The organism is Rhodococcus sp. WB1, from assembly GCF_001700945.1.
GTDB lineage: Bacteria > Actinomycetota > Actinomycetes > Mycobacteriales > Mycobacteriaceae > Rhodococcus > Rhodococcus aetherivorans.
Map to the genome: position 1 here is coordinate 5,280,958 of NZ_CP015529.1, position 20,130 is coordinate 5,301,087.

23 protein-coding genes and 1 pseudogene are annotated in these 20,130 nt (G+C 72.2%); 8 read left to right on the forward strand and 16 right to left on the reverse strand.

What is annotated here, in order from left to right; genetic code table 11:
* Positions 1–16: 16 nt before the first annotated feature.
* Positions 17–307, forward strand: coding sequence for an SHOCT domain-containing protein (locus A4U64_RS23680; RefSeq protein ID WP_029546956.1), 291 nt, complete (start codon positions 17–19; stop codon positions 305–307).
* A 15-nt stretch (positions 308–322) separates the two neighbouring features.
* Here the strand turns inward: A4U64_RS23680 and A4U64_RS23685 are convergent, their stop codons facing one another.
* Entirely contained in the window at positions 323–1,084 is a 762-nt protein-coding gene (locus tag A4U64_RS23685) for a crotonase/enoyl-CoA hydratase family protein (RefSeq protein ID WP_050034351.1), read from the reverse strand.
* A 561-nt stretch (positions 1,085–1,645) separates the two neighbouring features.
* Here A4U64_RS23685 and A4U64_RS23690 point away from each other — a divergent pair.
* From A4U64_RS23690 to A4U64_RS23705, 4 genes are all read left to right on the forward strand, one after another.
* Positions 1,646–1,894 (forward strand): WhiB family transcriptional regulator, encoded by a 249-nt coding sequence (locus A4U64_RS23690; RefSeq protein ID WP_006940478.1) that lies wholly within the window; start codon positions 1,646–1,648, stop codon positions 1,892–1,894.
* Positions 1,895–2,009: 115 nt separating this feature from the next.
* Positions 2,010–2,930, forward strand: a complete 921-nt coding sequence (locus tag A4U64_RS23695) for a crotonase/enoyl-CoA hydratase family protein (protein WP_198163343.1) — start codon at positions 2,010–2,012, stop codon at positions 2,928–2,930.
* Positions 2,931–2,997: 67 nt separating this feature from the next.
* Positions 2,998–3,396 carry a nuclear transport factor 2 family protein gene (locus A4U64_RS23700; protein WP_029546954.1) on the forward strand — a complete coding sequence of 133 codons (399 nt, stop codon included), beginning with the start codon at positions 2,998–3,000 and terminating at the stop codon, positions 3,394–3,396.
* Positions 3,397–3,421: 25 nt separating this feature from the next.
* Positions 3,422–4,399, forward strand: coding sequence for an NAD(P)H-dependent flavin oxidoreductase (locus A4U64_RS23705; RefSeq protein ID WP_065923212.1), 978 nt, complete (start codon positions 3,422–3,424; stop codon positions 4,397–4,399).
* Positions 4,400–4,447: 48 nt separating this feature from the next.
* Here the strand turns inward: A4U64_RS23705 and A4U64_RS27915 are convergent.
* The 11 genes and pseudogenes from A4U64_RS27915 to A4U64_RS23760 form a co-directional block, all read right to left on the reverse strand.
* Positions 4,448–5,593: pseudogene (locus A4U64_RS27915) on the reverse strand (MFS transporter); the annotation flags it as partial.
* Between the two features lie 6 nt (positions 5,594–5,599).
* Complete coding sequence (locus A4U64_RS23720; RefSeq protein WP_065923213.1) at positions 5,600–6,673, reverse strand: SagB/ThcOx family dehydrogenase; 1,074 nt, start codon at positions 6,671–6,673, stop codon at positions 5,600–5,602.
* Positions 6,670–7,731 (reverse strand): ATP-grasp domain-containing protein, encoded by a 1,062-nt coding sequence (locus tag A4U64_RS23725; protein WP_006944595.1) that lies wholly within the window; start codon positions 7,729–7,731, stop codon positions 6,670–6,672. Before A4U64_RS23725 ends, A4U64_RS23720 begins: the two co-directional genes overlap by 4 nt.
* Before the next feature lie 78 nt (positions 7,732–7,809).
* Entirely contained in the window at positions 7,810–7,974 is a 165-nt protein-coding gene (locus A4U64_RS28610; protein WP_006944596.1) for a hypothetical protein, read from the reverse strand.
* 134 nt (positions 7,975–8,108) lie between these two features.
* Positions 8,109–8,396, reverse strand: coding sequence for a putative quinol monooxygenase (locus A4U64_RS23730; protein WP_029546949.1), 288 nt, complete (start codon positions 8,394–8,396; stop codon positions 8,109–8,111).
* A gap of 46 nt (positions 8,397–8,442) precedes the next feature.
* Positions 8,443–9,201, reverse strand: coding sequence for an SDR family NAD(P)-dependent oxidoreductase (locus tag A4U64_RS23735; protein WP_043798289.1), 759 nt, complete (start codon positions 9,199–9,201; stop codon positions 8,443–8,445).
* 28 nt (positions 9,202–9,229) lie between these two features.
* A complete protein-coding gene (locus A4U64_RS23740; RefSeq protein ID WP_029546947.1) occupies positions 9,230–10,387 on the reverse strand; it encodes an acyl-CoA dehydrogenase family protein in 1,158 nt (385 codons plus the stop codon).
* A gap of 52 nt (positions 10,388–10,439) precedes the next feature.
* The gene (locus tag A4U64_RS23745; RefSeq protein WP_029546946.1) at positions 10,440–11,102 is read right to left on the reverse strand and encodes a TetR/AcrR family transcriptional regulator; all 663 of its coding nucleotides are present in this window, start codon (positions 11,100–11,102) and stop codon (positions 10,440–10,442) included.
* Between the two features lie 40 nt (positions 11,103–11,142).
* The gene (locus A4U64_RS23750; protein ID WP_006944612.1) at positions 11,143–11,904 is read right to left on the reverse strand and encodes a 3-hydroxyacyl-CoA dehydrogenase; all 762 of its coding nucleotides are present in this window, start codon (positions 11,902–11,904) and stop codon (positions 11,143–11,145) included.
* Between the two features lie 27 nt (positions 11,905–11,931).
* Positions 11,932–13,125 (reverse strand): thiolase family protein, encoded by a 1,194-nt coding sequence (locus A4U64_RS23755; RefSeq protein WP_029546945.1) that lies wholly within the window; start codon positions 13,123–13,125, stop codon positions 11,932–11,934.
* A 78-nt stretch (positions 13,126–13,203) separates the two neighbouring features.
* A complete protein-coding gene (locus tag A4U64_RS23760; protein ID WP_006944628.1) occupies positions 13,204–14,004 on the reverse strand; it encodes a crotonase/enoyl-CoA hydratase family protein in 801 nt (266 codons plus the stop codon).
* 220 nt (positions 14,005–14,224) lie between these two features.
* On the opposite strand from A4U64_RS23760, the gene A4U64_RS23765 reads away from it, so the two are divergent.
* Positions 14,225–15,196, forward strand: a complete 972-nt coding sequence (locus A4U64_RS23765; RefSeq protein WP_029546944.1) for an NADPH:quinone oxidoreductase family protein — start codon at positions 14,225–14,227, stop codon at positions 15,194–15,196.
* 50 nt (positions 15,197–15,246) lie between these two features.
* Positions 15,247–16,029 (forward strand): enoyl-CoA hydratase, encoded by a 783-nt coding sequence (locus tag A4U64_RS23770; protein ID WP_065923214.1) that lies wholly within the window; start codon positions 15,247–15,249, stop codon positions 16,027–16,029.
* Positions 16,030–16,038: 9 nt separating this feature from the next.
* Here A4U64_RS23770 and A4U64_RS23775 read toward each other — a convergent pair whose 3' ends face one another.
* The 4 genes from A4U64_RS23775 to A4U64_RS23790 form a co-directional block, all read right to left on the reverse strand.
* Complete coding sequence (locus A4U64_RS23775) at positions 16,039–16,686, reverse strand: TetR/AcrR family transcriptional regulator (protein WP_006944631.1); 648 nt, start codon at positions 16,684–16,686, stop codon at positions 16,039–16,041.
* Positions 16,687–16,836: 150 nt separating this feature from the next.
* Positions 16,837–17,499, reverse strand: coding sequence for a histidine phosphatase family protein (locus A4U64_RS23780; RefSeq protein WP_065923215.1), 663 nt, complete (start codon positions 17,497–17,499; stop codon positions 16,837–16,839).
* On the reverse strand, positions 17,496–18,410 hold the full coding sequence (gene pheA, locus A4U64_RS23785) for a prephenate dehydratase (RefSeq protein ID WP_065923216.1): 915 nt from the start codon (positions 18,408–18,410) through the stop codon (positions 17,496–17,498). Before pheA ends, A4U64_RS23780 begins: the two co-directional genes overlap by 4 nt.
* 71 nt (positions 18,411–18,481) lie before the next feature.
* Positions 18,482–19,186 (reverse strand): hypothetical protein, encoded by a 705-nt coding sequence (locus A4U64_RS23790; RefSeq protein ID WP_198163345.1) that lies wholly within the window; start codon positions 19,184–19,186, stop codon positions 18,482–18,484.
* 82 nt (positions 19,187–19,268) lie between these two features.
* Here A4U64_RS23790 and A4U64_RS23795 point away from each other — a divergent pair, with 82 nt between their 5' ends.
* The gene (locus A4U64_RS23795; protein ID WP_065923217.1) at positions 19,269–20,096 is read left to right on the forward strand and encodes a DUF2470 domain-containing protein; all 828 of its coding nucleotides are present in this window, start codon (positions 19,269–19,271) and stop codon (positions 20,094–20,096) included.
* Positions 20,097–20,130: the final 34 nt, after the last annotated feature.

A 20,130-nucleotide genomic window follows, 5' to 3' on the forward strand; every position in this document is an offset into this window, starting at 1 on the left:
CGAGGAGAACACCGTCATGCCCGGACTGCTTCGCGGGGTCGCCCGCACCGCCGTGGTGGCCGGAACCGCCACCGCTGTTTCCAACCGGGTCTCCCGGCGCCAGGGCCGGCGCTGGGCGGCGGAGGAACAGCCCCAGTACGCGCCACCACCGCCCGCCCCGGCGCCGGCCGCCGCTCCCCCCGCAGAGAGCGGCGCCGGCGGCATGGACCGGATCACCGCCCTGAAGGAACTCGCCGAACTGAAGACGCAGGGTGTGCTGACCGAGGCCGAGTTCGAGGCCGAGAAGGCCCGGATCCTCGCGTCGTAGCGGTTCCCGGAGCCGTCACTCCGCGCGCCACACCGGCGCGCGCTTCTCGGCGAACGCGCGGGCCCCTTCCTGCGCGTCCGCGGAGGCGAACACCGGCTCGACGAGCGCACGCTGCGACGCGAACGCCTCCGCGTCGGTGTACTGCACGGCCGACGACATGATCTGCTTGGAGGCACGGACGGCGAGCGGTCCGTTGCCGCTGATGCGGGCGGCGAGCGCCCGCGCGCCGTCGAGGGCCGCGCCCGGCTCGGTGAGGGTGTTGACCAGGCCGTGCGCGTGCGCCACCTCGGCGGTGAGGGGGTCACCGGTGAGCACGATCTCCATGGCGAGCTGGTAGGGCAGCACCTTGGGCAGGCGCAGCAGACCGCCGGCCGCGGCGACGAGCCCGCGCTTGACCTCGGGCAGGCCGAACTTGGCGCCCCGGGCGGCGACGACGAGGTCCGCCGAGAGGGCGAGCTCGCACCCGCCGGCGAGTGCCCAGCCCTCGACCGCGGCGATCAGCGGCTTGGTCGGCGGCCGCTCCGTGAGCCCGGCGAATCCCCGTCCGGGCAGCGAGGGCCGCTCGCCCCGGGTGAACGCCTTGAGGTCCATGCCGGCGCAGAAGGTGCCGCCGGCGCCGGTGATGATCCCGACGACCAGGTCCGGTCGCGCCTCGAACTCGTCGACGGCGGCGGCGAGCGCCTTGGCGACCTCGAGATCGACGGCGTTGCGCGCCTCGGGCCGGTTGATGGTCATGACGGCGATGCCGTCGCCGAACTCGGTCAGTACAGCGCTCACGTGGTGTCTCCTCGGGATCCTCGGGGTTCCGGCCGGGCACGGGGCGGAACGTCCCGTCGAGTCGATCACCGGACCGGCGCCCGAGACAAAGTCCGAACGGGGTATCGACCCATAGCCGAAACCTATGTAGGGAGGCCGGGGTCATGAGGTACCCGTCACTGTTCGCGCACGGGCGGGAAGAACCCGGCCGCGGGGCGTGTTGGACCCGACCGATCGACGACGGCCACGACACGGAAGGCCACGACACGGAAGGAGGCATGCGATGTGCACATCACCCCCGGCTGCGCCGGTGCGGCAGCCGATGCGGCATCCCGTCGCGGGCATCCTTCCGCCGGCCGGGCCCCGACATGCGGGGCCGCCGGCGGCACCACCCGGCAGGTGCTGACCGCCGGGCGGACACCCCTCGTCCGGTGACCGCCGCTCCGACTTCGTTTACGGCACCGAGAACCCATCTGCCACAAGCGGATTCGAGTCACCGCACTGGGCGGCAGCGACTCCGTCGCGAGTCCTGCGCCGCCCCGACCAGATCTGCATCCCCATCCTCGGAAGGAGGACCTGCCCGTGACCACAATGCTCACCGACCTGCTCGCCCCGTCGGACGCCACGCCGGACTGGGACCTGGCCGCGTGCCGCGGCGACGCGACCCCGGACGCCTGGTTCCCGGACCCGTCGGAGTCGTTCGACTACGCCCGCAACGTGTGTGCCCGCTGCCCCCTTGCCACCGCGTGCGCCACCTACGCCACCGAGACCCGGCAGTCCGGCATCTGGGGCGGCCGGGAGTTCCGCCGCGGCCGCGTGACCCGCGGATAAGCCCGCACGCCGCGCCCTGCGCCCCCGTCGCCGACTCCCGTGGTGACGGGGGCGCCGCGCTGTGCATGGCCCTGGCACCTACCGATCGTTCAGTAAACATGTCATGCTGGCCGGCGTGGAACACATCGCACTCGCCGTGGCCGACGGCATCGCCACCATCACCCTCGACCGCCCCGACCGGCTCAACGCCTTCACCACCACGATGGAGCACGAGCTGATCGCGGCCTACGATCGCTGCGACGCCGACGATTCCGTGCGCGCCGTTGTACTCACCGGCGCCGGGCGCGCATTCTGCGCCGGCGCCGACCTCTCCGGCGGTGCCGACACGTTCGCGCAGCGGCTCGACGAGCCGAGCGACGACGCGACCGCCGACGTCCGGCGCGATGACACGGCCGCCGACGTCCGGCGCGATGACACGGCCGCCGACGTCCGGCGCGACGGCGGCGGCCGCGTCGTGCTGCGCATGTTCGAGTGCCGCAAGCCGATCATCGCGGCGATCAACGGCCCGGCCGTCGGCGTCGGCATCACCATGACGCTCGCGGCGGATTTCCGCCTCGCCGCCGACGACGCCCGCATCGGCTTCGTGTTCAACCGCCGCGGCCTCGTCCCCGAGTCGTGCTCCACCTGGTTCCTGCCCCGCCTGGTTCCGCTGCAGACCGCCCTGGACTGGGTGTATTCGGGACGGATCTTCGACGCGGCCGAGGCCCACACGGCCGGGCTCGTCTATGCGCTGTATCCCGGGGCCGAACTGCTCGAGCGGGCGTATGCGCTGGCCCGCAGCCTCACCGAGCACTCGGCCCCGGTGTCGGTGGCGCTCTCGCGGCAGATGATGTGGCGCACGCTGGGCGCCGAGCACCCCATGGTCGCGCACCGCATCGAGACGCGCGGCATCAACCTCCGCGGCGTCGGGCGCGACGCCCGCGAGGGCATCTCGGCGTTCCTCGAGAAGCGTCCCGCGGCGTTCCCGGACAGCGTGTCCGCAGACCTGCCGGACCTGTTCCGCGACGATCTGCCCGTACCGCCGTTCCGCGGGTGAACGGTCACCATTGACTGTTTAGTGGCGCGGCCCCTACGCTCGAAGCGACGAACACAGAGAGGGAACCATGACCACTCGTACCCGGCCCCCCGTCGTCGAACGCTGGCATCACATCGTCGAGCACGAGGACATGGCCGCCCTCGAGGACCTGATCGCCGACGACGCCGTGTTCTCCTCCCCCGCGGTGTTCACGCCGCAGGAAGGCAAGGCCAAGACCGTCGCCTACCTGCGGGCGGCGCTCACCGTGTTCTCCGGTACGGGGTTCCGCTACGTCGACGAGTGGTACAACGACGACTCGGCGGTTCTCGAGTTCACCGCCGATCTCGACGGCATCCACGTCAACGGCATCGACCTGATCCGCTGGGACGACCGCGGCCGGATCATCTCGTTCAAGGTCATGGCCCGCCCGCTGAAGGGCCTGCAGGCCCTCATCCCGCTCATGGCCGCCCAGCTCGGGCAGTCGTAACACCGAAATCACCAAGGAGATTCGCATGGCCCTGCCTTCGATCCTGCAAGACCGGCTGCGCCTGCCCGTCGTGGCGTCGCCGATGTTCATCGTCTCCGGTCCGGACCTGGTGATCGCCCAGTGCACCTCCGGCGTCGTCGGCTCCTTCCCCTCGCTCAACGCGCGCCCCCAGGCGATGCTGCGCGAGTGGCTCACCCGCATCACCGAGGCCCTCGCCAAGCACGACGCCAACCACCCCGAGGCGCCGTCCGCGCCCTACGCGGTCAACCTCATCGTGCACCGCTCCAACGACCGCCTCGAAGAAGACCTCGCCACGATCGTCGAGTTCGAGGTCCCGGTCGTCATCACCTCCCTCGGCGCCCGCACCGACGTCAACGACGCCATCCACTCCTACGGCGGCATCGTCCTGCACGACGTCATCAACAACACCTTCGCCCGCAAGGCCGTCGACAAGGGCGCCGACGGCCTCATCGCCGTCGCCGCCGGCGCCGGCGGCCACGCGGGCGCCCAGTCACCGTTCGCGCTGGTCCAGGAGATCCGTGAGTGGTTCGACGGCCCGCTGCTGCTGTCGGGCTCGATCGCGCACGGCCGTTCGATCCTCGCGGCCCAGGCCGCCGGCGCCGATCTCGCCTACGTCGGTTCGGCGTTCATCGCCACCGCCGAGGCCAACGCCGACGCCCGCTACAAGCAGATGATCGTCGACTCCACCGCCGCCGACATCGTCTACTCCAACCTGTTCACCGGCGTGCACGGCAACTACCTGCGCGGCAGCATCGAAGCCGCCGGGCTCGACCCGAACAACCTCGCCGTGTCGGACCCGTCGGCCATGGACTTCGGCACCGGCGAGAGTTCCGGAACCGGCGCGAAGGCGAAGGCCTGGCGCGACATCTGGGGTTCCGGGCAGGGCGTCGGCGCGATCGACGCCGTCGTCCCCGCCGCCGAGCTCGTCGACCGGCTCGCCACCGAGTACCGCGCGGCGCGGGAGCGGCTCGCCGGCCTGTAGGCGCACCGTCCGGCTGACCGCGGTCGCCACGACCACCCCGCCGAGGAGCGCGGCGAGCATCCACGCGGTGCTCGCCGCGCCGACGGCCGTCGTCAGCACGCCCACCGTCAGCGGGGCGAACATCGCCGGCAACGAGGTGACCAGCCCGGTCGCCGCGCCGACCCGGCCCCGCACCTCGTCGGGCACCAGTTCGGCACAGCGTGCGGTCACCACCACCGACCACGACGGGGTCACCGCCAGCAGGGCGGCATAACCGGCGGCGGCGACGACCGGTGACCCCGTGGCCGCCGCGAGGACCGCCAGGACACCGAGGCCCGCCGAGAGCACGAGCAGACGGTGGGCCGGGATCCGGCGGCGGAGCCGCGGCACCGCCAGCGCCCCGAGCATGCCCCCGCCGTAGGCGACGGCGAGCGCGATCCCGACCGTCGAGGACGGCGCGCCGCTGTCGGCCAGGAGCACGACCACCACCAGACCACAGCCGTTTACCACGAACTCGGCGACGGCCGTCAGCGCCGCGGTGGTGCGGACGAACGGGTGGGCGGCGAACCACCGCACCCCGTCCCGGATGGCGGCCCACGGCCGTTCCGCGGCGGAACCGGGGACGCGCGGCGCCTGCAGCGGGGTGCGCACCCGGGCCGCGGCCGCTCCCGCCACCACGAACGACACGGCATGTCCCGCGAAGGGCAGCGCGGCGCCGAGACCGTAGAGGGTCGCCGCGAGCGGCGGGCCGGCCACCCCGGTCGCGTACCCCCGCGCCTCGAAAAGCCCGTACGCCGTGCCGATCTGCTCGCGCTCAACCACCTGCGGCACAGCCGCGTCCTCGGCGAGTCCGCGCACCGCCCACCCCGCCCCGAGCACCGACACCGCGACGAGGACGGGCACCGGATGGAACAGACCGCGCCACGCGCAGCCCGCGAGCACCGCGGCGGCGGCCGCCGAGCAGGCGTCGACGGTGATCATGACGCGACGGCGATCGAAGCGGTCGACGATCCAGCCGGCCGGGACCGTCGCGGCCGTGAAGGCACCCATCGTCACGGTCGAGACCAGCCCGACCGTCGCGGCCGAACCGCTGACCGCGAGCACCCACAACATGATCGCGACGCCGTAGCCGCGGCTGCCGAGCTGCGCGACCGCCTGACCGGCGCACAGCCGCGCGAAGTCGGGGTTGCGGAGCGCACCACCGCCGGCGGACAACGGGCGTCACCCGAGTCCGGCGGCGGGGCGGCCCAGCGCGGTGACCGCCAGGGCCGGCTCGGCGGTGGGATCGCAGCCGAGCAGGTCCTCGAGCTCGCGGTCGCGCATCGCCGTCGCCGTCACCGCGCCCAGGCCCAGCGCGGTGGCGGTGAGCAGGACGGTCTGACTGACGTGGCCGAGTTCGATGAGGATGTCGCGGTAGGCGCGGGAACGTTCGTACCGCCACCGGGTCCGGGCCGGTACCGCCGTGTAGATCAGCAACGCCGCGCAGTCCGACAGCCACGGCTGCTCGCCGAGCGCCGCGCCCAGCACGGAGCCGGGCACGCTGTCGCCGATCCGTTCCAGCCCGCCGCGCAGCGGCGCGTAGTGGAAGAACCCCGGCGCGAGCCCGTCGACGCGGTTCGCGTAGAGGTACAGCTCGATGGGGGTGCGGGCGCCGGCGGACGGGCTGGTCTTCAACAGCACCTGCCCCACCTGCGGATGGTCGATCACTTCGACGGGTCCCGTCGCGACGCGGGCGACGGTGCCCACCGCGTCCAGGGACACGGGGTCGGCGGTGAACTGCCGGACCGAGCGGCGCTCGAACAGGGCGTCGACGAGTCCCGGGCGCCGCCACCCGGACGAGTCCGGCCGGTCGCCGGGCACGGGAATCATCGGATGCTGCGGGTAGGACTTGGCCGGCGCAGGGGCGGGCTGCTCGCTCGCCTTGGCCGCCGACCGCAGCTCGTCGTCGAGCACGTCGGCGAACCGGACGTCGGAGCCGGTGCGGGCCGCGAAGTGCAGGTAGCGGGCCGAGGGGCCCCACGTGCCCCACTCGGCGAGCATCTGCTGTTGTTCGACGTGCTCGGCCGATCCCTCGGCGACGAGGACCTGCGCCTCGAGCAGCCGGCGAGCGATTCCGAGCGACAGCTCCCCCAGTTCGGCGATGCTGTCGAGTTCGCGCCACGACGCGAACCAGCGCAGCACCCGCTCGCTGTCGGGGGTGAGCGCGAACTGCCGGTGGTGCAGGTAGTCGTCCCACACCAGCGTGCCGTCACGCCAGAACAGCACCGCATACTCGGCAACGGCGACGCGGGTCATCGGTTCTCTCCTCGGGGGGCGGGGGCGGTCGCGGCGGCGATCAGGGCGCGCACCGCGTTCGTGGTGTCGGTGTCACCGGCGCCGTGTTCGGTCCAGCGCCAGTCGAATTCGGGGTTGACCTCGAGAAACACCGGGCCGCCGGGCGTGTCGAGCAGGTCGAAGGCGGCGAGGTCGAGCCGGAACCGGTCGAGGAGCGTCCGCAGCGATGCGGCCACGTCGGCGGGAATGTCGCAGCGCCGCACGGTGATCGACTCCGGCCGGGTCCACAGCGACTCGGGGGTGGGCCGGGTGACCGCGTAGCCGATCAGCGTTCCGCCCACGGCGTGGATCCGCAGCTCCCGGTCGGCGGCCACATACTCCTGCACGAGCACCGGTGCGCCCGTGCGGTGTTCGCCGTCGAGTGACGCGCGGCTGACGCGCTGCGGGTAGACGCCCCGCAGGCGGCCGGGTTGCGGTTCGACGCAGTGCCGGCCGAGGCTCTTGACCAGCAGGTCGCCGGGCCCCGGCAGGGCCCGGGCCGCGACGTCGAGCCGCGTGGTCACGAGGGTGGCGGGCACACGCAGCCCGGCCGCGCGGGCGGCGGCGAGCTGGGTCAGGCGGTCGGGGGTTCCGGGCCGGGCCCCGGAGTTGAGCGTGTGCAGGCCGGGGTGCGCGGCAAGGGCGGCGACGAGGGCCTGCCACTGGTCGCGCACGTGCTGCACTGCGTCGGGGGTGGTCTGCGCGGTGCGCAGTGCGTCGACGTCGAAGTAGCGCAGCCAGCACGCCCGGGGCCGGAACGTCCGGCCGTCGCGGGTGAGCAGGCCGGCGAACGGATCCCACTGCACGTCCGTGTCGGCACACCGGTCGCTGTCGAGACGCACCAGCGCGATGCCGCGGGCGGCGAGCCACAGCGACAGCTCGTCGATCTCGCGGTCGGCGGCCCGGGTGAGGACGAGGACACACGGCGCCGGATCCGTCGCCGCGGGATGCCCGACGCGGGCCTGGAAGTCCCGGGATTCGGCGGAGGCGGTGGTGAGGTGGGGGTGCGAGCGCAGCAGCAACGGCAGCGCAGCGGTCATGAGGGGTTCCTTCGGTGGCGGTCGTCGGGACGGTACGGCCGGGGCACCGTGGTGCCCCGGCCGTTGCACGCCCGCCGATCAGCCGCCGTGGCAGCCCTTGCAGCCGGGCCGCGTCATGGCCTCGACGTAGTCGCTCGCGTAGGCCGCGAAGGTGGCGTCCTCGATCGCTGCGACGCTGCGCAGCGCGGCTTCGTCACCGGCGTCGAGGGTGAGCAGGGTCCGGGCCATCTCTTCGATGTTCATGGCGTCCGCCTTTTCTGGGAGGTTCCGCCGTTCCCGGGACCGGGTAGGCGGGCGTCGATCCGACGTATCGATCGTCGGCGACGGCGCCGCCCCCGGCCAGGCACCCCAGGGCGGGATCTGCCCACCCCTGCCGGTCAGACCTCGTTGTAGTAGGTCAGCTTCGGCGCACCCGCGAGCAGCGGACCGAGATCGGTGATTGCACCGGGCCCGGCCCGGAACTCGCGGTACGCGGCGTCGTGCTGCTCCGACTCCCACTTCTCCACGACCACCCAGCGGGCCTCGTTCGAACGGTCGGCGAGCACCTCGAGGCCCAGGCAGCCGTCGAACGCGCGGGTTTCCTTCAGCACACGATCCATCAGCGCGCGGGCCTCCCCGAGCACGTCGGGCTTGAACTCGAGCTCCAGGAATGCGGTCAGTGCCATAGCTTCTCCTCGTGGACGAACTTGCTGGACAACACTTCCGGCGACGTCAGAAGATCGAGTAGCCGCCGTCGATCAGGGTGGACGATCCGGTCTGGAACGCGGACGCGTCGCTCGCGAGGTACACGGCGATGCCGGCGAAGTCCTCGGGAGTTCCCCACCGGCCCAACGGTACCCGGGAAATAACGTGCGTGGTGAACGATTCGGAGCCCTGGAGCGGTCCGGTCATGTCGGTGGCGATCCAGCCGGGCAGCACGCTGTTGACGCGGATGCGGTGCCGGGCGAGTTCCACCGCGCACCCGTTGGCCAGGGCCAGGACCCCTGCCTTGGTGGCGGCGTAGGCCTGATTGCGCCCGGCGCCCTGGATCGCACCCAGGCTGGAGGTGACGATCACCGATCCGCCGGTGCCCTGGTCGACGAGCACCCTGGCCGTCTCGCGCAGGGTGAAGTACGCCCCGTCGAGGTTGGCGGCCGTCACCTTCCGGTAGTCCTCGGTACTCGACTCGACGAACTTGACGAGGGGCACACCGATTCCGGCGTTGACCACGACGATGTCGAGGCCGCCGAGCTCCGCGACCGTCGCGGCGACACCGTCGCGCACGGCCTCCTCGTCGGACACGTCCACCGATCGGGTCACCACGCGCGCCCCGGTCGTCGCGAGATCGGCCGCCGCCTTCTCGAGGCGTTCGGCGCCGCGGCCCCACAGCGCCACGTCGGCACCTGCGGAGGCGAGCCCGCGCGCCATGCCCAGCCCGATTCCGGCCGAGCCGCCGGTGACCAGTGCCCGCTTGCCGGACAGATCGAACATGGTGTCTCTCCTTCGGATACGGGGTGGATCAGGCGTATTCGGCGGCGATGTCGCGTCCGATGATCTCCTTCATGATCTCGGTGGTGCCACCGTAGATGGTCTGGATGCGGGTGTCGACGTAGGCGCGGCCGATGGGGTACTCCATCATGTAGCCGTAGCCGCCGTGCAACTGCACGCACCGGTCGACGACGCGCTTCTGCAGCTCGCTGGCCCACCATTTGGCCTTGGCGGCGTCGACCGCGGTCAGCTCGCCCGCGTTGAGCGCCAGGACGCACCGGTCGATGTGCGAGCCGGTGACCTCGATCTCGGTGAGCATCTCGGCGAGGGCGAAGCGGGTGTTCTGCAGGTCGCCGATCGGCTTGCCGAACGCCCTGCGTTCGAACACGTAGTCCTTGGTCCACTCGTACGCCGCCCGCGCGGCCGCGATCGCGGCGACGGCGATGGAGAGGCGCTCGAGGGGCAGGTGCTCCATCAGGTGGAAGAATCCCTGCCCTTCGGTGCCGAGCAGGTTCGCGGCCGGCACCCGCACGCCCTCGAAGGACAGCTCGGCGGTGTCCTGCCCGGCCAGGCCCACCTTGTGCAGCTTGCGGCCGCGGGAAAAGCCCGGCATGTCGCGTTCGACGACGAGCAGGGAGAATCCGCGGGCACCGGCGTGCGGGTCGGTGCGGGCGACGACGATGACCAGATCGGAGTGGATACCGTTGGTGATGAACGTCTTCTGCCCGGTCAGGATCCAGTCGTCGCCGTCGCGCACGGCGGTGGTCTTGACGGCCTGCAGGTCCGAGCCGGTGCCGGGTTCGGTCATGGCGATCGCGCCGATCAGCTCCCCGGCGGCCATGCCGGGCAGCCAGCGCCGCTTCTGGTCCTCGGTGCCGAGGTCGGCGACATAGGGGATGGCGATGTCATCCTGCAGGCTCATGCCGGAGCCGAAGGAGGTGGTGCCGGTGCGGGCGATCTCCTCGGCGACGACGCAGCGGAACCGGTAGTCGGTCACCCCGGAGCCGCCGTATTCTTCGGGGACGCCGAGGCCGACGATGCCGGACTTGCCGGCGGCGAGCCAGGCGGAGCGGTCGATGAGCCGCTCGGTCTCCCACCGTTCGTAGTGCGGTTCGACCTCGCGGGCGAGGAATTCGCGCAGGGTGTCCCGGTACGCCTCGTGGTCGGCTTCGAAAAGGTTGCGGTGCATCGGTTCTCTCCCAGGAGGGCGAAGGACGGTCGGGTCGGCGGGCGATCGGCGCTCAGTTCCTCCGCACCGGCGACGAGTCGCTGGGCGGGTCCGGCGCGGCCCGGTATCCCACGATGCGCAGGGCGATGACGGTGTAGCGGGCGGTGACCTGGTCGGGAGTGAGCGGGCCGCCGAGCCGGAACCAGCGGGCGATGGACTGGCACATGCCGAGCAGGGCACGCACGGATTCGGCGATGTCGTCGACGGCGAAGACGCCGCGCTCGACCCCGTCGTCGACGAGGTCGAGGGCCATGAGCTCGAGGCGCTTCCGGGTCGCGGCGTAGTTGCGGCGGTTCTGCGGGGACACGTGCCGCAGTTCGGAGTCGAGTGCGGACTGCGGGGCGCGGTGCGTCGAGTTCAGCACGATCGCCTCGACGAAGTTGGTGAAGCGCCGGACGGGGTCGTCACCACCCTCACCGACGGCGGCGAGGGCGCGTTCGATCAGGTCCCGGACGGCGGTGTCGAGTAGGGTGACGAGAACGGCTTCCTTGTTCTCGTGGTGGTAGTACAGCGCGGGCACCGTCACCCCGACCCGGCGGGCCAGGTCGCGGACGGTGGTTCCGTGGAAACCGTTCTCTCCGAAGGCTTCCAGCGCGTGATCGAGGATGGGGCCGAGCTGTAGGGGCTCGAACTCCCGCCAGTTCGCGAACCTGGGGGGTGCGGGCTCCACAGTCATCGGCCCCGTCCTCTCACGCGTCGATCAGCTCAGGCGGCGCTCAGCGCGGGGCCATGCGGATGGCGCCGTCGAGGCGGATGACCTCGCCGTTGAGCATCGGGTTGGAGACGATGTGCGCGGCCAGGGCGCCGTACTCGGACGGGTCGCCGAGGCGGGCCGGGTGGGGCACCTGCTGGCCGAGCGAGGCCTGCGCCTCCTCCGGCAGGGAGCCGAGGAGCGGGGTCTTGAACAGGCCGGGGGCGATGGTGACGACGCGGATCAGCAGCGACGCGAGATCGCGGGCGATCGGCAGGGTCATGCCGACGACGCCGCCCTTGGACGCGGAGTAGGCGGCCTGGCCGATCTGGCCGTCGAACGCGGCGACGGAGGCGGTGTTGATGATGACGCCGCGCTCGCCGTCGATCGGCTCGGTCTTGGCGATGCGCTCGGCGGCCAGGCGGATCACGTTGAACGTGCCGACGAGATTCACGTTGATGATCTTGGTGAAGTCGGCGAGCGGGAACGCGCCCTTCTTGCTCACGGTCTTGATGGCGTTGCCGATGCCGGCGCAGTTGACCGCGACGCGCAGCGGGCCGAGCGATTCGGCGAGGTCGAGGGCCTCGACGACGGCGGCCTCGTCGGTGACATCGGCGGCGGCGAAGCGGACGCGGTCGCCGAGCTCCTTGGCGACGGTCTCACCGTTGGAGGAGGGCAGGTCGATGATGACGACCTGCGCGCCGTCGGCGAGCAGGGCCTTGACGGTGGCCAGGCCGAGGCCGGAGGCACCGCCGGTGACGACGGCAACGCTGTCGTTGACGATCATGAGATTCCTTTCGGATGTGGTTGCGGGTCAGAGACGTTCGATGATGGTGGCATTGGCCATGCCGGCGCCCTCGCACATGGTCTGCAGGCCGTACCGGCCGCCGGTGGCCTCGAGGTGGTTGACCAGCGTGGTCAGCAGCCGGGTGCCCGACGAGCCGAGGGCGTGTCCGAGGGCGATCGCGCCGCCGCGCGGGTTGAGCCGGGCCGGATCCGCCCCGAACTCGTGCGCCCACATCAGCGGCACCGGGGCGAACGCCTCGTTGACCTCGTAGGCGTCGATGTCGTCGATGCCCAGACCCGAGCGGGCCAGGATCTTCTTCGTCGCGGGGATGGGGGCGGTGAGCATGAACATCGGATCGTCGCCGGCGACGGCGAAGGAATGGAACCGCGCCCGCGGGGTCAGGCCCAGCTTGGCCGCGGCCTCCTCGCTCATGATCAGCACCGCCGACGCCCCGTCGGTCAGCGGCGACGAGTTGCCCGGGGTGATGTGCCAGCCGGCCTCCGGGAAGCGCGCGGCGTACGCCTCGGTGTAGAACGACGGCTTCAGCCCGGCCAGGGCCTCGGCGGTGGTGGCGGCGCGCACCGTCTCGTCGACGGTGTGCCGGACCTGCTCACCGGCGGCATTGGTGACCGTGATCGGGACGATCTCCTTGTCGAAGAAACCGGCGGCGATCGCCTCGGCGGCCCGCTGGTGCGACTGCGCCGAGAACGCGTCGAGGGCCTCGCGGTCGAACTTCCACTTCGCGGCGATCAGCTCGGCGGAGATACCCTGGTTGACCAGGCCCTCGGGGTAGCGGGCGGCGATGCCCGGGCCGGAGGCGTCCTGCCCCATCGACGAGGTACCCATCGGCACCCGGCTCATCGACTCCACACCGCACGCGATGACGATGTCGTAGGCGCCGGCGATGATGCCCTGGGCGGCGAAGTGGGCGGCCTGCTGGCTCGAGCCGCACTGCCGGTCGATGGTGGTGGCCGGCACCGACTCGGGGAAGCCGGCCGACAGCAGGGCGGTGCGGGAGATGTTCAGGGCCTGCTCGCCCGCCTGGTTGACGCAGCCGCCGATGACGTCGTCGACGAGGGCGGGGTCGAGGTCGTTGCGCGAGGTGATCTCACGCAGCACGTGGGCGAGCAGCTCGACGGGATGGGTGCCGGACAGGGCGCCGCCGGGCTTGCCCTTGCCGACCGCGGTGCGGACCACGTCGACGATGACAGCGTTGGTCATGAGGAGTTCCTTTCGAGGGTTGGAGCGGCCCGGGTGCCCCGGAGGGGATCGACGAGACCCCGGGCCGAGATCAGGGGGTCAGCGACCCTTCCAGACCGGCTGCCGCTTCTGCGCGAACGCGGTCGGGCCTTCCTTGGCGTCGTCGCTGGTGAACACCACCTTCACCGCGGCGGCGTTGGCCTCCCACACACCCGGCTCCCAGTCGGCGCCGTGCGCGGTCCGGTGGATCATCGACTTCGATTCGCGTACCGAGAGCGGAGCGTTCGCGGCGATGGTCTCCGCCAGCCCGAGCGCCATCTCGAGCGCCGTGCCGTGCGGTGCGACCCGGTTGACCAGGCCCAGTTCCTTGCCCTGCGCAGCGGAGATCGGCTCACCGGTCAGCGCCAGTTCCAGCGCGACCTTGCGGGGGATCTGCTGTTGGAGCCGGATCACCCCGCCCGCGGCGGCGAAGAGACCTCGCTTGACCTCGGGCAGGCCCAGCTGGGCCTCCTCGTCGACGACGGCGAGGTCGGACGCGAGCACCAGCTCGGTGCCGCCGCCGAGGGCGAACCCGTTGACCGCGGCGATGGTCGGCTTGCTGATCCAGTGCTGGGCATAGCCGGCGAAACCCCATTCGGGGTGCCCGTCGGCGGCGATGCTCTCGCCCGTGGCCAGGGCCTTGAGGTCGGCGCCCGCGCAGAACGCGCGGCCCGCACCGGTGAGCACCACGACGCGCACGTCGTCGTCCGCCTCCGCCTGCTCGAGCAGCGTGCCGACCGCCGTCGCCAGCGCTGCGTTCACGGCGTTGAGCGCCCGGGGGCGGTTGAGCGTGATGACGGCGATGCCGCCACGCCGCTCGTACTGTGCGGCAGGTTCGGTAACGGTGGACTCGTCGGCCATGTGCGCCCCTATCGGATACAGTCGGCGTTACTTATCGATCGCTAAAGGACTATCACGGATCGATCGATCGGTCAATGGTCTGGTCTAACTAGCGTCCGATCAGACGGTTCTGGTATGGATGAGGCCGTACGCGTGAGCCGCGACACGGATTCCCGAAGACACGGGCCCCGAGACACGGAGCCCCGAGACAGGCTCGGCCACCAGGACGGCAGGAGAACTCATGCAGGCGGTACAACTGACCGAAGCAACCGGGCCCGACGGCGTACGGCTCGTGGACCTTCCCGAGCCCGATGCGGACGGCCTCGTCGTCGTCGTCGATCTGCACGCGGCCGGAGTCTCGTTCCCAGACCTGCTGCAGACCACAGCGAGCTACCAGGTCGTGCGCCCCCTGCCGTCCGTGCTCGGCGTCGAAGGCGCCGGCACGGTGCGCACCGCCCCGGCCGGCAGCGGCCTGAGCCCGGGGCAGCGCGTCGCCGTCCTCGCCACCGGCGGCGCCTGGCAGCAGACCGTCGCGGTGGATCCGAAATCCGTCTTTCCGCTTCCCGATTCGGTGTCCCTGACGGCCGGAGCCGGATTCCTCATGAACTACCTGACCGTCCACTTCGCCCTCGACGAACGCGCCCGCTACCGCGCCGGCGAGACGGTGCTCGTGCACGGCGCCGCAGGCGGGGTCGGCGTCGCCGCCCTGCAGGTCGCGGCCGCGCTCGGACTCGAGACCATCGCGGTGGTGAGCACCGAGGAGAAGGCCGCGGTCGCGAAAGCCAACCGCGCCACCCACACCGTCGCCGTGGAGGGCTTCAAGGACCGGGTCCTCGAGCTCACCGGCGGACGCGGCGTCGACATCGTTCTCGATCCCGTCGGCGGCGACCGGTTCACCGACAGCCTGCGCAGCCTGGCACCGAACGGACGGGTCGTGGTCCTCGGCTTCACCGGCGGCGAGATTCCCACCGTCAAAGTGAATCGTCTTCTGCTCAAGAACATCTCGGTCCTCGGCGCCGGATGGGGCGAATACGTGCGTACCTTCCCCGGCTACACCGCCCAGCAATGGGCGCAGCTCGAGCCGCTGCTGCGCTCCGGGGCACTGCAGATCCCCGAACCCACCGTCCACCCGATGACGCACGCCGCCGAGGCGCTGCGGTCGCTCGCACATCGCTCCGCCACCGGCAAGGTCGCCCTGGCGCTGCGCCCCTGACGTCCAGAGAGACCCTGACCGTCCCGAGAACCCCACCCCCCGGAGGACCCATGACCATCGATCCCGTCGGCGTCGACGTCACCGTCGACGACGGCATCCTGCGCGTCACCCTCAACCGGCCCGCACGGATGAACGCCGTCACCACCGCCACCCTCGAGGCCGTCGCCGACGCCTTCGAGAAGCACGCCGGCGACGACGCCGTGCGCGTCGCGGTCCTCACCGGCACCGGTCGCGCCTTCTGCACCGGCGCCGACCTCGCCGGCAAGGACCTGTCCGCTCCGCCGTCGGCCGGGACCATCGACGCCGCCAACCGCACCGTCGCCGCGATCCGCGCCTTCCCGCGCCCGGTCATCGGCGCCGTCAACGGCCCCGCCGCCGGCGTCGGCGTGTCCCTCGCCCTGGGCTGCGACCTCACCGTCGCGGCCGAGTCCGCCTACCTGCTGCTCGCCTTCACCCGCATCGGCCTCATGCCCGACGGCGGCGCGACCGCACTCGTCGCCGCATCGATCGGCCGTGCCCGTGCCCTGAAGATGGCGCTGCTCGCCGAACGGCTGCCCGTCACCGAGGCACTCGCGGCCGGGCTGATCGCCGAGGTGCACCCCGACGACGACTTCGCCGCCGCCGTCGACGCGCTCGCCATCCGGCTCGCCGCCGGACCGGTCGAGGCCTTCCACGCCACCAAGGACGCGATCAACGACGCGACCCTCGGCGAGCTCGACAGCGCGTTCACCCGCGAGCGCGCCGGGCAGCTCGAGCTGCTGGCGTCCGCGGACTTCCACGAGGGCGTGAGCGCCTTCCAGGAGAAGCGGACGGCGGTGTTCGGCCGGGGCTGAGTCCGCCCGTCAGGGCTTCGGGGGAGGGGTGGCGCCGACCGTCTTGAGGGCGATCGCGACGTACTTGCGCGCCACCTCCTCCGGGCTCAGGGAGCCCTCGCGGTGGTACCACCGCGGGATGGACTGGCACATGCCGAGCAGCGCACGGGTCGTCTCGGCCGGATCCTCGACGTCGAACGCCCCGCGCCGGGTCCCGTCCTCGACGATCTCGAAGACGAGCTTCTCGATCTCCTTGCGCACCGCGCGGTAGCGCTGCCGGTTCTCGGGGCTGAGGTAGCGCACCTCGCCCTCGAGGGCGGCGAGGCGGGGACGGTTCGTCATGCGCAGCACGATCGCCTCGATGGCGTTGGAGAGCCGCTGCACCGGATCGTCGCCGCCGTCGGCGTCGGCGGCGTAGGCCCGGGTCATCACGTCGCTGGTCGAGAGCTCGAGCAGCGCGATGAGCAGGCCTTCCTTGTTCTCGTGGTGGTAGTACAGCGCGGGAACGGTGACGCCGACCCGGCGGGCGATCTCCCGTACCGAGGTGCCGTGGAACCCGGTCTCGTAGAAGGCGTCGAGCGCCGCGGAGAGAATGGGAGTCAGCTCCATCGGCTCGAGGCGACGCCAGTCCGGCGCAGCGACACCGTCCGCGACGGTGTCGTCGGTGGAAGTTCCCATTGCCGTACCCAACCTATCGATCGCTACATTCGGACGGCTCGAGGATACCTGTGCGTCGGCCCCGGCCGGGACGCCTGCGCACTCGGGGGCTCCCCGCGAGCGATGGACGCGCGCAGGAAGCACCACGGCGCGCGGACGACGAGGTGGGGGCTAACCCATCGGATCGTCGGCGCCGGCGCGTCCGGTGTCGTGGAACGGCGTCTGGAAGGTGCCCCAGCGCACGCACTCCCAGCCGCCGCCGGGCAGCGGGACCAGTTCGACGCTCTGGGTGTTGGCGAGGTGGTTGCTGGTCGCGAAGCTGCCCGGCACCCGGCCGAGGTGCGCGGCGACGAGGCGGATGGCGGCGCCGTGGCTGACCACCACGACGTCCCCCGAGCCGTCGTCGAGGTAGTCGGTGCGCAGCGACTCGACCACCGGCAGGTACCGGTCCAGGACGTCGAGGCCGGATTCGCCGCCGGGCACCCGGTCGCGCAGGTCGCCGGTGTGCCAGGACTCGTACACCTTCATGAACAGCGCGTGGGATTCCTCGTCGCTGCGGTCCTCGAGCTCACCGACCTGCACCTCGTGCAGGCCTTCGCGGACGACGGTGGTCACACGGGCGGCGAGCTCGACGTGCTCGGCGGTCTGCCGGGCGCGCAGGGCCTGCGAGGCGAACAGGGCTGTCGGCGGCTGCTGCGCGAAGCCCTGTCCGAGGGTGCGGGCCTGCGCGACGCCGAGGTCGGTCAGTTCGGCGCCCGGCAGCTTGGTGTCCAGGCGACGTGCGACATTCGCCACCGTCTGCCCGTGCCGGACCAGGATCAATCGGCCGCTCAACGCTCTTCCTCCCCGCGCCGCAGCCGTTGCAGCCACTGCGCATCCTCTTCGTCCGATACCGGGGCCACACCGTGCTGGGACACCGCCGCCCAGGAGCCGAGGAACCGCACCTGCGCGAAGCGGTGCAGCGCCTTGAGCGCCTCGGCAACGAGCGCGTCGTCGATGTGGCCGACACAGTCCAAGTGGAAAAAGTAGGTCCCGTATTCCTGGCGGGTAGGGCGGGACTCGATGCGGGTGAGGTCGATGCCGCGGGTGGCGAACTCGGTCATGGCCCGCACGAGGGAGCCCGGTTCGTTCGGCAGCTGCAGGATCACGGAGGTGCGGTCGATGCCGGTGCGCGCCGGCGTGGGGGCGGGCCGGGTGGCGAGCACGAACCGGGTGCGGGCGCCGGCGTGGTCGGCGACGCCGTCGGCGAGGACCGGCAGGCCGAGCCGCTGCCCGGCCAGGGCGGTGGACACGCCGGCGTCGGCCTTGCCGGCGGCGACGTCCTCGGCGGCGCCGGCATTGGACGAGGCGGCCACCACGTCGGCCTTCGGCATGTGGTCGACGATCCACTGGCGCACCTGCGCGGCGGCCACCGGATAGGCGTGCACGGTGCGGACCTCGTCGAGCGTGATGCCCGGCCGGGCCACGACGGTGAAGGCGACGTCCAGCTCGGTTTCGGCCACGATCTGCAGGCGCGGGCCGACCGCGAGGGCGTCCATCGTGGGGGGCACCGAGCCCTCCACCGAGCTCTCGATGGGCACCACTGCGCCGTCGACCGCGCCGTCGCGCACGAGTTGCAGCGCCGCGGGCGGGCTGGCGGCCGACACCCGCTCGACCGGGCCGTCGAAGGTGCCGGCGTCCTCGAACCGGGCGAGGGCCATCTCCGTGAAGGTTCCGGTGGGGCCGAAGTAGGCGATGCGGGGCACGCCTAGAAGGGTACGCATCGAACGTGTCCGGGCCCTGTCATCGCGGCAACGGGGTCATCGCGGCAACGGGGTCATCGCGCCGCCAGGCCGAGGGCTGCGAGGTCGCGCGCGACGCCGGCCGGGTCGTCGACCTCGACGGCGAGCAGGATCTCGCGCACGGCCGCGGCCGCCTCGGGGATCAGGGCGGTCAGCCGGCCGGGGTCGGGCGCGGCGAAGGCGGCGCGCACGTCGTCGCCGCGCAGGGCCGCGACGGTGGCGGCGAGCAGGGCGAGCACCTCGTCGGCGTCGCGGGCTCGGGCGACGTAACCGGTGCCGGCGTGGGCGAGGACGGACAGGAAGTCGGCGATCTCCCCCACGTCGCGTCCGGTGGGCAGGCCGGGGCTGTGTCCGGCGCCGACGAGTGCGCGGGCCGTCACGGGCAGGTCACCGGCGTCGACGTAGACGGTCAGAGGGGCGGGTACCGCGACGGCGAGCGCGTCGTCGAGGTCCGCCGCGGTGCAGTCGAGCTGGTAGCGGACCGGGACCGGGCGCAGGCCGGCCAGGCGCTCCGCGTCGGGGGCGACGTCGAGTTCACCGACGATCCGCACCGCCCCGGTGGTCTCCCCGAGGGCCTCGGTCAGCGTGGACACCGGCACCACGGGGTCTCCGATCGCGTCGAGCGCGGGGGCGGCGAGCGCGTCGGCGAGGGTCGGATGCCGGCGGGTGAGCAGTGCGGTGAGCAGGCCGCGGGGCTCCTCGCGGGACGGCGGCATTCCGAGGGTGAGCGGGATCGGCACGTCTCCAGGCTAGTCGCCGGGGTGTTGCGACCTCGCTCACCATGACTTAGGTTTGCCTCACCTACCAACCGAGGAGGATTCGATGCCGGCCACCACCGCCCGTTCCGCGCCCACGACCGCCGAAGCGGTCCGCACCGCCGTCGCCCGCACCGGCTCCGCCGCAGTTGCCACCGGCTCCGCCGCAGTTGCCACCGGCTCCGCCGCAGTTGCCACCGGCTCCGCCGTACTCGCCACCGACGGGGCCGCGCCCGTCACCGCGGTGCTGCACCACCTGCACAGCGACGGCGACCTGCTCGTCGTCGTCCCCGACGACTGTGCCGCCGTCGCGCTGACCTGGCAGCGCGGCGCCGCGGGCCTGCACTCCGTGCTGGAACTGACCGACCACTCGCCGCTGCGGCTGCGCAACCCCGTCCGCTCGCTCACCTGGCTCAGCGGCACCGCCCACGCCGTCGCCGAACCCCGCCGGCTCGCCGCCGACATCGCCGCGACCCTGCCCCACCCCGCGCTGCTCGACGTCGGGCACCGCGCCGAACTGCTGCGCGTACGCCTCACGTCCGTCGTCGCCGCCGACACCACCGGCGCCGAGTCCGTGGAGGTCGCCGACGTCCTCGCGGCCGCGCCGGACCCGTTCGCGGCCGTCGAGTCCGCATGGTTGCAGCACCTCGAGCAGGACCACGGCGACCTCGTCCACCGCATCGCCCGGCACATCCCCGTCAACGACCGGCGCGGCCGCATCCGGCCTCTCGGCCTGGACCGTTACGGCCTGCGCCTGCGACTCGAGTCCGGCCGCGGCGACCACGACGTCCGGATTCCGTTCCCCGAACCCGCCGACGACGTCGAGTCCCTGAGCCGCGCCCTGCGCCGCCTCGTGGGCTGCCCGTTCGCCAACGGGCTGCGCGCGAGGCACTGATCGGGCCCCGCGCTTCGGCGGTATCCTCGAGTCA